Genomic DNA, 14,376 nt, shown 5'->3' on the forward strand with positions numbered 1-14,376 from the left:
TTTTCGGAGATTTTATGTATTTTTCATCATTTTCAACCACGCTTGAGCATACCGGCAAGGTAACCATACGTTTATTACAGCCAACTGATATGTCAATTATTTGTACTTGGCTTAAGCAACCTTATGCGCACTTTTGGGGTATGAATAACCAAACAGAACAGCAAATGCGTAACGCCTATCAAGACATTATTAGTAATGCTCATCATCATGCATATGCTATAGAGCAAAATAATGAGTTATTAGCGCTTGTTGAGCTATACGATCCAGCGCAAGATAGTTTAATGACAGCGGCTTACAAAGCGCAAAAACACGATGTGGGTATGCATATTTTACTCTCGCCAAATACTTCACCAAAACGCCATTTTAGTTTTGAAATGATGCAGTGCGTGCTACAGAGTATTTTTGCTAACAACGCAGCAGCGCGAGTGGTCGTAGAACCCGATATAGCGAATAATAAAATTCATACCCTAAATAAACGCTTAGGATTTGTGCATACGCAGCACATTCAGCTTGGCAAAAAGCAAGCTTATTTAGGTTTTTGCGAGAAGGCTGCTTTTGACAGGCACACCCAGTTATTTTCGCAAATGCTAATACCGTTAAATACTGATTATGTTAAGCATTCACATTGGCAGTGGGCTAATCGGCATTTACAAAGCAAGGCATTAACAGAGCTTGTACACGAGCGCCTTTTAATAGCTGAGCAAATAAATCAAACGTGGCAAGTAAATGTTGAGGGAGGGTATTTTACCTTTAGTGGCCGCGCTATGGTGCTTAACCACATAGACATAGATGAACCAAGCTTATGTTTTTACAACTCAAGTAACGAGCAAAAGCCACTCGATGTACTTCGCTTTTTTAGTATGCAAGGGCCTTTACTTGGCTTAACGGGCGAGCGTTTGGCAACGTATCTTGAGGAATTGAATGCCACACTTGCCAGTGCATGCTTTAAACGTGAAAATAATACAACCAGTGCAGAGCAATTAGCGCAACAAGGTTTACAACAAATAGAATCAGCAATGAGCGAAGGGCACCCTGCTTTTATCGCTAATAATGGTCGTATTGGGTTTAGCAAAAGCGATTTTTTACGCTATGCACCAGAGGTTGGTAAGCACTTTAAAGTAATTTGGTTAGCAGCGCACAAAAGTGTGTGTACATTTGCGCATAGTAAATATTTTGCTGATTACGAGAGTCATATAAACGGTGAACTTGATTTAACTACTCGCGATCATTTTAGTGCCGCTTTAAAAAATAAAAACCTAAATTTAGACGACTATCTATTAATGCCTGCACACCCTTGGCAATGGCAAAATAAGCTAAGTGTTGTATTTGCCAACGAGTTGGCCAGTGAGCGATTAGTGTATTTAGGCCAAGGTGATGACTTGTATCAAGCGCAGCAATCTATTCGTACTTTATATAATAGCTCGCACCCGCACAAACCTTATTTAAAAGTGGCATTATCAATTTTAAATATGGGCTTTATGCGAGGGCTTTCTCGTGCGTACATGGCAGTAACGCCTCTTATTAACGATTGGGTGTTTGATAAAGTAAGTCAAGATACACAACTGAAGGCGACTAACTTTGTCGCCCTTAGAGAGTACGCTACGCTAGGCTACGCACACCACACGTTTGAGCAAAGCGCATTGGGTGATACCGCGTATCGAAAAATGTTTGCATGCCTTTGGCGTGAAAACCCAAATCATAACCTCAACAGTGATGAACAATTAACGACTATGGCAGCCTTATTACACTTAGATAATAACGGCCAAAGTATGGTCGGGGCATGGCTAGAACAAAGTGGTTTGAGTACAAACAATTGGTTACAAGCTTACTTTAATGTGTACCTTATTCCTTTAGTTCATTGTTTTTACGCACATAAATTAGTGTTTATGCCGCATGGCGAAAACCTTATATTAAAGCTTAAAAACTCAGTGCCGGTAGGTGCTTACATGAAAGACATTGGCGAAGAAGTAGCACTGCTCAACAGTGATGAACAACTTCCTGAAGGCGTAAAACGTATTCATATTACTATGCCTAAAGAGCATGAGTTATTGAGTATTTTTACTGATGTGTTTGGCTGCTTTTTTAGATATTTAGTGGCTATTTTAGTACGTGAAAAACGCATTACGGAGCATGAATTTTGGCAATGTGTATCGCAAAGTGTTAAAGCGTATCAGCATGCAACCCCTGCGCTAAATGAGCGATTTAAAGAGTATGACTTTTTTAGTGACGAGTTTGCTCATTCATGTTTAAACCGTTTACAGCTTGGCAATAACAAGCAAATGGTTGATTTAGCAGACCCTGCCGGTAGCTTGCAGTTTGCAGGAAGTTTAAATAACCCTGTGGCGTCTTCGCTTTATGGCTAAACACGGTACACTAGCGCACTTTTTGTTTAGTAGTAATGAGCCTGAAAATGGCCTTGTTCCTAGCTTAACATTGGTGCGTTTATTAGCTCAACGTTGTAAGGAGCACTACCCAAGTGCTCCTGATCAATTTGTAAGTCGACATTTATTTTTGCAGCTATGCTGGCAAAGTATTTACGCTTACACCTATTGGTTAACAAAAAAGCAAAGTCCCGTTATGCCCACACACACCTTAGTGCATTTACATGGCGCGTATTGTCGGGGTTTAAGTTTTAGCCATGCATCAACTGCGAATAAAAAGATGCAATTTGCTGCGCTTATCCGCTTTTTCACGCAGGTAGGGCAATGGATTAATACCGACCTAGCGCTTAGTCAAAAAGAGCAAGGGCGATTATTGCTCGACACATTAAATAACGCTATACAGCGCGCAAATAGCTTAGCTATAGCACACACCACACATATTACTTACTGCCATAAGCAATTACATTCACTTATTTGCCAAGGATTTGATCTCACTATTTTATTTGAGCCTTTACCTTTGCGTTTAACGTGTTGTCGTTATTATTTGGCTGGATATGACAAGTGCCAAACCTGTCCAAAAAAGGATTCTAGAAATAATGAACCAACGTCTTAAAACCATCGATCTTGCCCGTGGTGCGAGCGTTTTTATAATGATCATCGTGCATACCTTGTGGATGTTCGCAACACCAGATCTGCAAGGTAGCAGTCTATTTGGTACTGTTATTCACATATTAGGAAAAGGCACGGCGTCTTTTTTAGTCGCAATGGGGATCTCAATGGCGCTTTCGCGCAGACAAGCGCCATGGCTTTTAGCAAAGCGCGGCGTTCAATTATTGTTACTTGGGTATATTATGAACGCGGCTAAATTTTGGCTGCCTATTGAGGTGTTTAACACTATGCCTGAGTCATTTATTAATGCTTACGGATGGCAAAGCCCTTTAAATTCAGAGCAACTAAAATTTATGTTACTAACGGGTGATATTTTACAGCTTGCCGGTGTTAGTTTACTCCTGTTTGCAGTGCTTAATATTGCGCGCTGGAAAACACATTGGATTGCCACTTTAGCTGTTGCGATTGCATTAAGTAGTGAGTTTGTTAGAGGGTCTCAATTTGCGCTTTTACCCTATGTAAGTGATGTGTTTTTTGCTAATAATTATCAAGTATACTTTCCGGTATTTCCATGGATAAGCGCCATATTAACGGGCTATGTTCTAGGGCGAATATATCAGCAAAAGCAAAAGGATGAGCAATACTTATACAAAGTATGTACTTGGCTTGGTGGAGCTTTACTTATTGTTGGTGCTGCTTGGCTAGCCGTTGATTTTAAAGGTCAGTTTGGGAATTTCTTTCATTTAAACGGTGGGGGCATTAGTTATTTAATCGGTTTAAATTTATGTGCACTTGCGTTATTACAATACCTATTTGCCAATAAAAGTAGTGGACCTATTACACGTGCTCTTTTATATGCGAGCAAACATGTAACGGCTCTTTATGTTATTCAATGGGTACTTATTTGCTGGCTGATGGGAGTATTTGGTTACCATACTCTTACGCTTTGGCCAACGTTGTACTTAATGGTGCTTGTGAGTTTACTTACCTTTGCAGTACATAAACTCTATTTGCAAAGCAAACGCACTACTATAGGCGTTATGCAAAAAACTAAACGCACTGCTTAAAACTGTAAAGGGGCTTTACGGGCGCGACTTTAAGCGCCCTAGGGCGTGTTGACCTTTGTGGATTGAAATTTGTTCAATCTAGGGGCGATTTAATCGTGGCGCGAGGTTTGTAACCTAGTGGGCTAAGTAAAAACCGAGCAACAAAGAGTTAATCGTCCCTATAAAGAACCCAAAGGGCAGCGCATGTTTGGCATTTATGCTGCGTTATCGCCTATTTATGGGGAACAACCACACATCACAGGCTCTGCCTTGCTTAAATACCAAACACACTGCTGCAAATTCAACCACTAAAGGTCAACACGCCCTAGTTTGTTTTTATCGATTCGATAACTGTGTGCATGCGCTTTGCCATTGGCCTATTGCGATGATGGCACACATAAATATTCTCGCTAATTGGGTTGGCTAAATGGTGCGTTTTTATAAGCGCAGGTTTATTAAATGCACTAACTGCATGAGCAGGTAAAACGGTAAAGCCTAGCCCTAAACTTACAGGTTCCAATATTAAACTTATTTGGTTAGAAAACCCCGTCTGCTTTATTTGATCAACATGTTCAAATTCACTGTAGTTTTCGCTAAGTAAAAGCTGTGCATGGTGTTTTGCATCGGGGTGGCCAATAAAGCCAAGCTCGCATAAAACCTCCCACGTTGGGTTTTCAATATTTGCGGGGGTCACTAATAATAAAGCTTCTTCGCCTATTTTGTGGCTGGTAACTTCACTAAGCGTCGGCATTTGGGTTAAAAAACCTATATCGGCGCTATAGTTTGCCACGGCTTGCTCTACACTTGTGTTTGGTGCAAAGCGGTAATCAATAGTTAGCTTTGGGTGCGTAGCTTGTAGCGCTAATAACTGGCTGTAAAATTGTAGCCCACAACTCCCCGGTGATTGTATTTTTACCAGCCCGCTGTAAGGCAAATCATCTTTTAATTGTTGTTCTAAAAATTGCCATTCTTTTAATAACAAACTGCCTTGCTGATATAAGTTTTGTCCATGCACGGTGAGCGAAAACTGCTTACCGTGGCGCTCAAGTAAAGCGCAGTTAACTTGTTGCTCTAGCTTTTTAATATGCTGGCTTACGCCAGACTGCGTCATAAATAAGCGTTCAGCCGTTTGAGTAAAGTGATTTACCTCAACCAAGGTGCAAAATGTGTTTAACCATGTCGGATTTATCATTACAAAACGTACTCAAAATGATGATTAATGATAATTTTACTTAATGTTGTTCAGTTCGTAAACTAACTCCATCAACTAGTCACAAGATAAGTTAAAGAGGAAGCATTATGAGTCATACATACCCACGTAGTTTTTCGCACATTGGTATTTCGGTCCCCGACGTTGAAAAAGCCGTTGAGTTTTACACTAAGGTTATGGGTTGGTACACAATAATGGAACCCACTTTAATAACCGAAGACAAAAGCCCCATTGGCGAAATGTGTACCGAAGTATTTGGTGAAAAATGGGAAAAATTCAAAATAGCGCACCTTTCAACAGGCGATCGTATTGGTGTAGAAATTTTTGAATTTAAAAACCAAGAAAACCCAAAAGATAACTTTGAATACTGGAAAACAGGCATCTTCCATTTCTGTGTTCAAGACCCTGATGTAGAAGGCTTAGCTGAGCGTATTGTAGAAGCTGGCGGTAAAAAACGTATGCAAGCCCCGCGCTATTACTACCCTGGCGAAAAGCCATACCGCATGATCTACATGGAAGACCCGTTTGGCAACATCCTTGAAATTTACAGCCACAGCTACGAGCTTATATACAGCGCAGGCGCTTATTAAAAGCATTTAGCTAAAAACAAAGGCCGCCGTATTTATTACTGCGGCCTTTTTTTCAGTTATAGCGCTTTTATTTTTACTAATCGTGAGGGTATACGGTGCCGTTTTTATTTATGATCGCGCTCCACTGCTCTATTATTTCATTTGCACTGGCAAGTTCACTTTCGCTAAGTTGCGGATACTGTCGCTGCTCAAACCACGCATAGCGATTATAAATATCATTATTATTGGTGATTTCCATAATTAATCGGTTTAGCGCGTAAGACTTTGCAAAACTTTTTTCACCAAGTTGCTGTGAATAATACACATTAGATAAAGCGATTAATGCTTTTTCACTACCATGTTGAGCAGCGTATTCTAAAAATACTATTTTTTGTTTATTAAAATTATCCCTTTTTTGAATGAACTCAGCGCGTTTTAGTGTCGAAAAACCTTGCGACTTCATAAAAAACTCAGCCGTTAGATTAACAAATGACTCTTGTGCGGCGACAAACCCATTTTTCGCTGCATCTTCTAAATACGCATAAAATTGGTGACGCTCAATACTATTAATGCCCTTACAATAATCAAACTTTTCTATTTTACTATCAGCAGCTTCGCCGACATCACTGTACTGAGAGATTTGTTCTAACTCAGCTTGTAGAGCGTTGTCATCAATTGGTGCCGACAAACAATACCTTAAGTTTGTAGCGATGATATATTTTGCTTCGTTATCACCATCGTTTGCTGCCGCTTGTAAGCGTTTAAAGTGCTCCCTAAACTCCCCTTGAAGTTTCCATTGCGGTCTGGTCATAATAACTCGCTGATACTTACCTTCGCTTGATGAAAGGGCACTGTTAGTCACCTTTTTGTTGGTCAGTAAGTCAGTATTGACTGCTTTTTTAGGAGTTTTTTGAGGTAATACAGTTAAATAATTAGAGGTTTGCTCTGCTGAAGTCGGTGGATCCGACGCTTTATTGTAAAAATAACCGAGAGTACATAACAGTAGAGAGGCTATTAAAAATATAGATAGATAAACCCACCCTAGCTTATGCATGTTATTGTTTTTCAAACCACTTACCTTAGCAAGATGAATGTAATTCTGGTAATGAAGATGTGTGTCTTACTTATACTTTAATACTTCAAAAATTTAATTATATAAATAAAACTAGCTTAGGAAGAAAAGTAACTACGCCTGTATTAAACTCACGGTATTTAGGGGGCATTGATAAATTTTTTCGCTTTGAAAAGTAAGTGAGCACCGCTGTTAAAATTTGCGGTGGAAAGTGAGCTTTAGCGCTTGCTGTCCACCTCAGGGCGTGTTGTTATGCACTCCACCTCTATAAAAGGTCAGTCACCTAACTCATTTATTATTTGAATTTTAACGGATTTTAACTCCTCTGAAAGACTTCCCATTGGATACCCTTCTTTTTTCATCCTTATTACCTCAGTTATATTGTGATCAAAATAAGATACAGCATCTGAGTAACTAATATATCTATAATCAACGCTTTTCTTTTGTGATATAGGGTAGAGATTTTTCACATCTTTCAGTGGGATCTCACGGTAAATTATAACATTAATATCGTATTCTCTAGGTCTAGATTCTCCATGAGGAAGCCACTGAAACCACTCAACTCCTATGAGGGTCCCGCTCATTGTTGGTGGTCCAAAAGCAGAATATGGCAAAACTAATGATTGCTTTCGATCTTCGGCATAAGTAGAGCAGCCATTAAGAATGAATACTAAACTTAGACAAATATTAACTATATATTTCATCTTTAGGCACCTAAAGCACATTTTAATTTAGCCAGGTTAAGATTTGCGCCAATATCATTTGGTACAAATATGGCGCTTGAAAGCCAAGGGAAGTCTCTTAATGCTGTTTTCTCATACAAACCAGAGCCTATAGAGTCCCAGTGAACTTCATACACAAAACCTTCCACAAATATCCAACAATGCATCCCTCCCCGAGAAAGGCCAAAACCGAAAGGGATCTTCTCTAGTACTTTATAGTCAATTTCATTAAGCGTAGAAACTCCAAAATTAGGATACAAAGATTGAAATTTAGGATCGTTTTTAGACGTTGGTTTATAGTTTACTACTCGATGTTTTAAAGGAACTTTATCAGGGCTAAATGTACAGTTTCTTTTAGCCATAACTGCAGCAAATGTATGTTCTTTATCACCATCGGTTGGATGAATACTATCAGGAGAAACATATATTCCAGTCCAATTTTTATTATTAACTAAGCGTTTTGCTAGAATGGTTCCTTTAAAGTCGGCTTGCCTATTTTCTTTCCCCATAAACCAAATGTCTTTTGCCATTTGATTATTCCCAACTTCCTTATAGGCATACGAGAGGACATTTAGGACATAAGTAATACAATCTGTAGATTCATATTTTTCATATTGCTTTGGGTATTTTTTTTTAAGTTCAGAGCCAACCTCATTTTGATGATTGAGATATAAATCGAGTGCTTTTTTTCTTGCTACAATAGAAATGGTAGACATTACTAATCCTTTAGTTAATTTTAAGTAGTGGGTAGTCTGATTTAACTAGAGCCAAATTTAATTTAAAACGAGCTCTTTTAGTTAACTCTAAGCTTTTTAAAGCATTTAGTAATGCATTTGAAACCCATAAAACAAGCTGTTTGCCTTACAAAGAGAAATTCTACAGTCCTAACGAGTCTGCCGATTAACTCATTTTCATTAATGGTTTAACCATAACTGAGTTCCTATTCTGGTTCAATCGATTACTGTACTTTTACGCAGAATATAAAAAGAGTTTGATATTGTTTTAATTGATATCTTAGAAGGTATAATTACTAAACCAGACAACCACGCTAGTTGAAGGAACAGTACAGCCCCCTGATTAAAAAGTGCAAAATTTAGCATGGGTGTATTGTTTATTGGTCTTTCATTACAGGAGGCGAACCGCTCATTACACTTCCTGCTAATAAAAAGCGCATGACGGGTGTTATGTGGGCTGGAGGTTAGAGCCCTCCAGCTACTCGGTTAGCAGTAAATTTTCATGGGTATATCTTTAATACCTGATTTTTCTCTTACTTCACCGGTAGGTGTGAAACCTAACTTAAGATATACATTCTTAGCATTTAAGGCCGAATTAACAGTAAAAACACCTTCATTGCCATTTTGATGACAAATATTTTTTGCGTGCAACCAAAGCTTTTTAGATAATCCTCTGCCTTGGTGAGAGTCTGAAACAAATAAATGATAAAGGTGGCAATTATTCTTGATACCTATTACTCCGATGACTCTGCTATCATATTCAACAACATGGTATTGATAGCCATCATTAATATACTGTTTGATAGAATCCGGTGCCATTGAAGCAAGCAATAATTTACCACCTTCATTCGAACAACTAGGCAAAATATACTTTTCAGCTAGTGTTGAAATTAGTAAACTAATTTGACTTGCATCGTTCTGAATAGCCTCTCTAATGGTCATGTAATTCCCTATGCTGCTAACAATTTATCGCGTTCGTGCATATTTCTGCCGATGTAACGCTCACTTTTCTACTTTATATAGTTTTAATAAATCACCTAAGATATTGCTATTACTGAGTTTTTAATTATTTTTAGGCAAAGCTAAATGGAACAAGATGTGTCCCTTGCTCATTTCCCTAAATATGTAAGCACACAACCGTTTGTTTATCCAATTAATTATTGCATTTAGTTAGGAGCAATGTCGGCTTATCGCTTTAGCATGAAGACGTTATATAAATACCACCAAAAATCATAGTGCTGGGTAGCTCAACACGATCGTATTTTTTTTATTAAGTAACGATTACTCTAAAACATTTACGACGAGTTACTTTTGCCTGCGCTATGAGTTTAGCCACGACAAACTTAGGTTATTACTGAGTTCCCTTGTTGCGCGCCGCTATTATTAAACACGGCGAATTTGCTTTTAAAGGTTTTTATTGAGTGGTTTTTATACTAGCGGGCATGTTTACATCACGTTAGTATGGAGCTCTATTAAGTTACAAAACGATAATTACATGACTTTAAAAACAAACGCATTAATTTATTTTTTAGCCTTTTGCAGTGGTTTTTGCATTATGGGGATTGAGCTTTTAGGAGGGCGAATACTTGCGCCTTTTTTTGGGAGCAGTGTACATATTTGGGGCAGCATAATAACGGTGTTTATGCTCAGTTTATCATTTGGCTATTTACTTGGCGGTAAGTTAAGTACTAAAAATGCATCGCTTACTAAATATGGTTTAATATTTTTAGTCGCCAGTATTATGGTGGTGCCTATTACGTTATTTTCGCAGCCAATAATGGAGTTTATATTCACGCATATTGAAGATAGCCGCTATGGTTCGCTGTTAGCTTCAACGGCATTATTTTTTATTCCAACCGTTATTTTAGGCATGATTTCGCCCTACTCTGTACGCTTACTGGTAACCGATAGTGATAAAAGTGGTCAAGTAGCGGGCCGTTTATACTTTGTAAGTACGCTTGGCAGTGCGCTGGGTACTATTATCACTTCTTTTTACTTTGTACTCGCGTTTGACGTAAATACCATTATTGGCGCTTTTGCTTTGACACTAGGGTCGTTAGGTTTGGTGGCTATGGTTATTAATACCTTGGCGAGTAATAAGGAACTTGCCCATGCTTAAATATTTTTTACTGCCGTTAATCGTGTTTTCGGGATCGACGTTTAGCAAAGTTATTCATGAAGAGCGCTCGCTTTACCGTAATATTATTGTTGAAGAAACTCGGGACCTACGTTGTCTTAAATTTAATACTAAAAGCAGTCAAACAAGCCAAAGCTGCATGTACAAAAATGACCCCGACAAACTTGTTTTTAACTACACTAAACTTACTTTTTCCAGTCTTTTAGTAGCCGATAATCCTAAAAATGTACTTATTATAGGGTTAGGTGGCGGTACGCTTTCTAATGTTATTCATGAACTATATCCAGAGGCAAAAATTCATAATGTAGAAATAGACCCCGCAGTGACTAAAGTTGCCCGCGACTACTTTAACTTTATAGAAAATGATTTGGTGACATCAAGCGTTCAAGATGGTCGTATTTTTATAAAGCGCGCTGCAATAAAAAAACAACAATACGATTGGATTATTTTAGATGCCTTTAATGGCGACTATATTCCAGAGCATTTACTCACTAAAGAGTTTTTTGAAGAAGTACAAAGTGTATTGGCCGACGGCGGTATAATTGCTGCTAATACGTTTTCTAGCAGTAAACTATACGAGCATGAATCGGCAACTTACCACGCTGTATTTGGCGATTTTATAAATGTAAGCCGTGAAAATCGCAGTAATCGTATTATTTTAGCGGGACTTAAAGCGCCGCCTACTAACGAGCAAATAAAGGCACGGGTTAAAATACTTGAGCTTCGTTTGGCAAAATACGGCATTGATATAAAAGCAATTAGCGAATTTATGTATTTTACAAAAGACGGTCAAGATTGGCCTGCTGATACCAAAGTACTCACCGATCAATACTCGCCAGCCAACCTACTTAATTTTTAAGATGCTTTATAAAGCTGTAAATAATAAATTAGTTACTTGAGCGCGATGTAAAATAGCACCGACAAGTATGGCGTTTATTTTTATTTAGGTGAGGTTTTATACCTCGCTTATATTTCTTACTACACATCTTTAATTCATTTTTAACTAATATATTTACGTTGTTTATTAAGTAGTGATATTATAGTTAGCCTGCTAACTAATTAAGCGCGCTATGGTTAAAAACATTCCATTTTATGAAACTCTTGATTTAACACTTTGCGGCAATATGGGCCGTGTGCACCGCTTATGCCGTGAGGCGATAACTATTGCTGTTGAGCCTTTAGGGTTAACGCAGTCGCGCTGGACAGCCCTAATGCATATAAATATGCTCAAAGAAGGCATTACTCAGTTAGCACTGGCACAGAGTTTAGGCATAGAGATGCCGTCGCTTACCCGCACACTTAAACAGTTAGAAGAGCAATCGCTGATTGTGCGCCGTGTAGATGAGCACGATAAACGCAGTAAAAAACTTTATTTTACCGAGCAAGGTCGCAGTATTTTATACACCTTAAATGAGCGAATAACAGATATTAAAGCACAATTATATAGCGGTTTTAGCCATGCACAGTTAGATGCGATGGCATACGGTTTGGTAAAAATGGAAGAAAACGCTCTAAATTGCATTAACTCTCAAGCAAAGGCTAAAAATGACACCTGATCAAAAATTTGCCCGCTATGTAAGACTCTCCCTCATTGGGTTTGCTTTAGTGTTTATTTATTATTTAATGGCTGATATTTTTTTACCTGTAACACCTCAAGCGCGCGTATATCATCCTGTTGTGCAAATATCACCACAAATAAGTGGTCGAGTAACCAATGTGTTAGTAAGTAACAACCAACCTGTAAAGTCTGGTGATGTATTGTTTGACATTGACCCAGGTCCTTATAATTTAGCGTACGAACAGGCTCAGCTGGCGCTTGACGATGCTAAATTACAAAACAAGCGACTCGATACAAATGTTAAAGCACTTGAAGCGCAAATAAGTGCAGCAAAAGCTAAACAACATGAGCAAAAATTACTAAAAAGTCGAGGCGAAAGACTCTACAAACAAAACTCTATATCAGAGCAAAAGCTTGAAAGCATTCGTGCTAATTATCAAGCAAGCAAAGCCAATGTAGCAGCGTATGAGGCGCAATTAGCAGAAGCTATTTTAGCCCGTGGTGAGTTGGGTGAGCAAAATTTAGCAATGCGCCATGCTGCAAATCAGTTAGCACAAGCCGAGTTAAATTTATCGTATACGCAAGTGCGTGCCTTGAGTGATGGCATAGTTGCTAACTTACAATTGCTTGATGGTGCATATGCCGTTGCAGGTAAACCGTTATTAGCGATTGTGGCTAAAAAAGCGGACTTAGTTGCCGATTTTAGAGAAAAGTCACTTCTGCACATGAAGCGCGGTAGCCTAGCCAAAGTCGTTTTTGATAGTCGCCCAGGAGAGGTTTACGATGCAACACTTGAAACATTTGAGGCCGGTGTCAGTAATGGTCAATTAAGTGCCAATGGCTTATTAAGTACTACTGAGACTAGTAACCGTTGGGTGCGTGATGCGCAGCGTCAACGTATTCATCTAACATTAGTTAACAATCAAAGTTTAATTGAAAATATGCCAAGTGGTGCACGTGCTACAGTGCAATTACTGCCAGAGTCAGCTATTGGGCAGTGGTTTGGCGCAGCGCAAATTAGGTTTATTAGTTGGTTGCACTACATTTATTAATGGAGAAGGTATGACTCAAGTTGTTAGCCAAGGCCCACAATTAGATTCTAATGGCCTTCGCCAAGCACTGCGTATTGCCGGCGGATGCACTATTGGTTTTGCTATTAGTAAATTGATGAATTGGCCAAACGGTATATTTTTTACTGTTTATCCTATGTTGTTACTCGGCATGGTACCTACCTTAAGCCGTGACGTTATTAACCAATTTATAGCGTCGGCGGCTTTTAGTGCATTTATAGTGCTTATAATACAGGGGCTATTTTCTCACTTGCCTGTCGTTATGACGCTACTTGTATTTGGCATATTTTGTTTTTTATTTCATAAAATGAGTCGCGGTAGCGCCTTTTTATTTGGTGCTTTAGGCGTGGTTAGCCTTTCAATTCAACTGCATTTTTCGAGCTATGTTGATCAAGGTAGTAGTATCTACCCGCTGATTTTAAGTAACGGTTTGGCTATTATTTTAACCGTAATTATTGCCGCGATAATGCATGGGGTGTTTCCAGATGTAACCGCACGCCCTGGGCGAGTAATGCCAGCTAAACCTAAAGAAAGCATCCGCCACGAAGTATTACTATGCGCCAGTGTGGCAACGCTTTCGTTTGTAGTTTTTCAGGTGCTTGATTTACAAGATTCAATTTCAGCACAAGCGGCCTCAGTACTTATTTTATTTTCATTGTGTTGGAAAGCAGCAGGTATGGCAGGCTGGCAACGTGCGACTGGTACATTGATTGGTTGTAATGCCGCGATGTTATCGCAGTTGTTTTTGTACAATCACACCGATTTTTTACTATTTCCGGCGGCTATATTGTGGATTTTATCGTTTGTATTTGCACGGTTTCATATTTTAGGCGGCGGTATACCTGGTATAGGATTTGGTGTATTAACCACATTTGGTATTTTATTTGGTCAGTCATTAGGCCCAGGGCAAGACTTAATTTACAGTGCGTTGTATCGATTTAGTTCGGTATCGGTGGCGATTATTTTAAGTTTATGTGCTGTATATGTTATGCATCATTTGCTTAATCGTTTTAGTGCAACGCGCCATCATACCTTTGATTAAATAAATTTTAATTATTAGGCCATTTTAAAAACTGCGTTTTTACACGCCAGCAAGCTGTGCGTCTACCAGTCAAAAAGGTTGCAAATTTTGTAGACGTAGAGCTTGCTCGCGTGAGAAGCAAAGCTTCTAATTATTGAGTTATTTTAAAAACTGCGTTTTTACACGGCAATAGGCTGCGTGTCTATCAGTCAGTAAATATGCAAATTTTGTAGACGTAGAGCTTACT

Annotated in this window: 14 protein-coding genes; 9 read left to right on the top strand and 5 right to left on the bottom strand. The window is 38.8% G+C overall.

Annotated features, from left to right (window positions below; genetic code table 11):
• The first annotated feature begins 14 nt into the window (after positions 1-14).
• Genes ACJJVZ_RS00170 through ACJJVZ_RS00180 form a run of 3 tightly spaced genes read left to right on the top strand, consistent with a single transcriptional unit; the run spans position 15 to position 4,057 of the window.
• Complete coding sequence (locus tag ACJJVZ_RS00170) at positions 15-2,363, top strand: GNAT family N-acetyltransferase (RefSeq protein WP_405597077.1); 2,349 nt, start codon at positions 15-17, stop codon at positions 2,361-2,363.
• Positions 2,356-2,994 carry a hypothetical protein gene (locus tag ACJJVZ_RS00175; RefSeq protein WP_405597079.1) on the top strand — a complete coding sequence of 213 codons (639 nt, stop codon included), beginning with the start codon at positions 2,356-2,358 and terminating at the stop codon, positions 2,992-2,994. Before ACJJVZ_RS00170 ends, ACJJVZ_RS00175 begins: the two co-directional genes overlap by 8 nt.
• Positions 2,978-4,057: a heparan-alpha-glucosaminide N-acetyltransferase domain-containing protein gene (locus ACJJVZ_RS00180; RefSeq protein ID WP_405597081.1), complete on the top strand. Its 1,080-nt coding sequence runs from the start codon at positions 2,978-2,980 to the stop codon at positions 4,055-4,057. Before ACJJVZ_RS00175 ends, ACJJVZ_RS00180 begins: the two co-directional genes overlap by 17 nt.
• Before the next feature lie 304 nt (positions 4,058-4,361).
• Here ACJJVZ_RS00180 and ACJJVZ_RS00185 read toward each other — a convergent pair whose 3' ends face one another.
• Positions 4,362-5,228, bottom strand: coding sequence for a LysR family transcriptional regulator (locus ACJJVZ_RS00185; RefSeq protein WP_273049133.1), 867 nt, complete (start codon positions 5,226-5,228; stop codon positions 4,362-4,364).
• Positions 5,229-5,335: 107 nt separating this feature from the next.
• Here ACJJVZ_RS00185 and ACJJVZ_RS00190 point away from each other — a divergent pair, with 107 nt between their 5' ends.
• Positions 5,336-5,836 carry a lactoylglutathione lyase family protein gene (locus tag ACJJVZ_RS00190; protein ID WP_007583656.1) on the top strand — a complete coding sequence of 167 codons (501 nt, stop codon included), beginning with the start codon at positions 5,336-5,338 and terminating at the stop codon, positions 5,834-5,836.
• Positions 5,837-5,912: 76 nt separating this feature from the next.
• On the opposite strand, the gene ACJJVZ_RS00195 is transcribed toward ACJJVZ_RS00190, so the two are convergent.
• From ACJJVZ_RS00195 to ACJJVZ_RS00210, 4 genes are all read right to left on the bottom strand, one after another.
• Complete coding sequence (locus ACJJVZ_RS00195; RefSeq protein WP_405597083.1) at positions 5,913-6,884, bottom strand: hypothetical protein; 972 nt, start codon at positions 6,882-6,884, stop codon at positions 5,913-5,915.
• A gap of 278 nt (positions 6,885-7,162) precedes the next feature.
• Positions 7,163-7,591 carry a hypothetical protein gene (locus ACJJVZ_RS00200; RefSeq protein ID WP_405597085.1) on the bottom strand — a complete coding sequence of 143 codons (429 nt, stop codon included), beginning with the start codon at positions 7,589-7,591 and terminating at the stop codon, positions 7,163-7,165.
• Between the two features lie 2 nt (positions 7,592-7,593).
• Entirely contained in the window at positions 7,594-8,325 is a 732-nt protein-coding gene (locus ACJJVZ_RS00205; protein ID WP_405597087.1) for a hypothetical protein, read from the bottom strand.
• Between the two features lie 504 nt (positions 8,326-8,829).
• Positions 8,830-9,285, bottom strand: coding sequence for a GNAT family N-acetyltransferase (locus ACJJVZ_RS00210; protein WP_077535380.1), 456 nt, complete (start codon positions 9,283-9,285; stop codon positions 8,830-8,832).
• A 553-nt stretch (positions 9,286-9,838) separates the two neighbouring features.
• Here ACJJVZ_RS00210 and ACJJVZ_RS00215 point away from each other — a divergent pair.
• The 5 genes from ACJJVZ_RS00215 (at position 9,839) to ACJJVZ_RS00235 (ending at position 14,150) form a co-directional block, all read left to right on the top strand.
• On the top strand, positions 9,839-10,462 hold the full coding sequence (locus ACJJVZ_RS00215; RefSeq protein ID WP_077538782.1) for a fused MFS/spermidine synthase: 624 nt from the start codon (positions 9,839-9,841) through the stop codon (positions 10,460-10,462).
• The gene (locus ACJJVZ_RS00220; RefSeq protein ID WP_193156769.1) at positions 10,455-11,339 is read left to right on the top strand and encodes a spermidine synthase; all 885 of its coding nucleotides are present in this window, start codon (positions 10,455-10,457) and stop codon (positions 11,337-11,339) included. Before ACJJVZ_RS00215 ends, ACJJVZ_RS00220 begins: the two co-directional genes overlap by 8 nt.
• A gap of 211 nt (positions 11,340-11,550) precedes the next feature.
• Positions 11,551-12,036, top strand: coding sequence for a MarR family transcriptional regulator (locus tag ACJJVZ_RS00225; protein WP_182703018.1), 486 nt, complete (start codon positions 11,551-11,553; stop codon positions 12,034-12,036).
• The gene (locus ACJJVZ_RS00230) at positions 12,026-13,090 is read left to right on the top strand and encodes an HlyD family secretion protein (RefSeq protein ID WP_405597090.1); all 1,065 of its coding nucleotides are present in this window, start codon (positions 12,026-12,028) and stop codon (positions 13,088-13,090) included. The genes ACJJVZ_RS00225 and ACJJVZ_RS00230 overlap by 11 nt, the downstream gene beginning before the upstream one ends.
• Positions 13,091-13,100: 10 nt before the next feature.
• On the top strand, positions 13,101-14,150 hold the full coding sequence (locus tag ACJJVZ_RS00235) for a DUF2955 domain-containing protein (RefSeq protein WP_405597092.1): 1,050 nt from the start codon (positions 13,101-13,103) through the stop codon (positions 14,148-14,150).
• The last annotated feature ends 226 nt before the right edge of the window (positions 14,151-14,376 follow it).

This window comes from Pseudoalteromonas sp. Ld19 (assembly GCF_045064135.1).
Lineage (GTDB): Bacteria > Pseudomonadota > Gammaproteobacteria > Enterobacterales > Alteromonadaceae > Pseudoalteromonas > Pseudoalteromonas aliena.

Coding starts and splice junctions, on each gene's coding strand:
- ACJJVZ_RS00200 (WP_405597085.1), bottom strand. CDS start 7,591: ATGAAATATATAGTTAATATTTGTCTAAGTTTAGTATTCATTCTTAAT.
- ACJJVZ_RS00175 (WP_405597079.1), top strand. CDS start 2,356: ATGGCTAAACACGGTACACTAGCGCACTTTTTGTTTAGTAGTAATGAG.
- ACJJVZ_RS00230 (WP_405597090.1), top strand. CDS start 12,026: ATGACACCTGATCAAAAATTTGCCCGCTATGTAAGACTCTCCCTCATT.
- ACJJVZ_RS00185 (WP_273049133.1), bottom strand. CDS start 5,228: ATGATAAATCCGACATGGTTAAACACATTTTGCACCTTGGTTGAGGTA.
- ACJJVZ_RS00205 (WP_405597087.1), bottom strand. CDS start 8,325: ATGTCTACCATTTCTATTGTAGCAAGAAAAAAAGCACTCGATTTATAT.
- ACJJVZ_RS00180 (WP_405597081.1), top strand. CDS start 2,978: ATGAACCAACGTCTTAAAACCATCGATCTTGCCCGTGGTGCGAGCGTT.
- ACJJVZ_RS00190 (WP_007583656.1), top strand. CDS start 5,336: ATGAGTCATACATACCCACGTAGTTTTTCGCACATTGGTATTTCGGTC.
- ACJJVZ_RS00170 (WP_405597077.1), top strand. CDS start 15: ATGTATTTTTCATCATTTTCAACCACGCTTGAGCATACCGGCAAGGTA.
- ACJJVZ_RS00215 (WP_077538782.1), top strand. CDS start 9,839: ATGACTTTAAAAACAAACGCATTAATTTATTTTTTAGCCTTTTGCAGT.
- ACJJVZ_RS00210 (WP_077535380.1), bottom strand. CDS start 9,285: ATGACCATTAGAGAGGCTATTCAGAACGATGCAAGTCAAATTAGTTTA.
- ACJJVZ_RS00220 (WP_193156769.1), top strand. CDS start 10,455: ATGCTTAAATATTTTTTACTGCCGTTAATCGTGTTTTCGGGATCGACG.
- ACJJVZ_RS00225 (WP_182703018.1), top strand. CDS start 11,551: ATGGTTAAAAACATTCCATTTTATGAAACTCTTGATTTAACACTTTGC.
- ACJJVZ_RS00235 (WP_405597092.1), top strand. CDS start 13,101: ATGACTCAAGTTGTTAGCCAAGGCCCACAATTAGATTCTAATGGCCTT.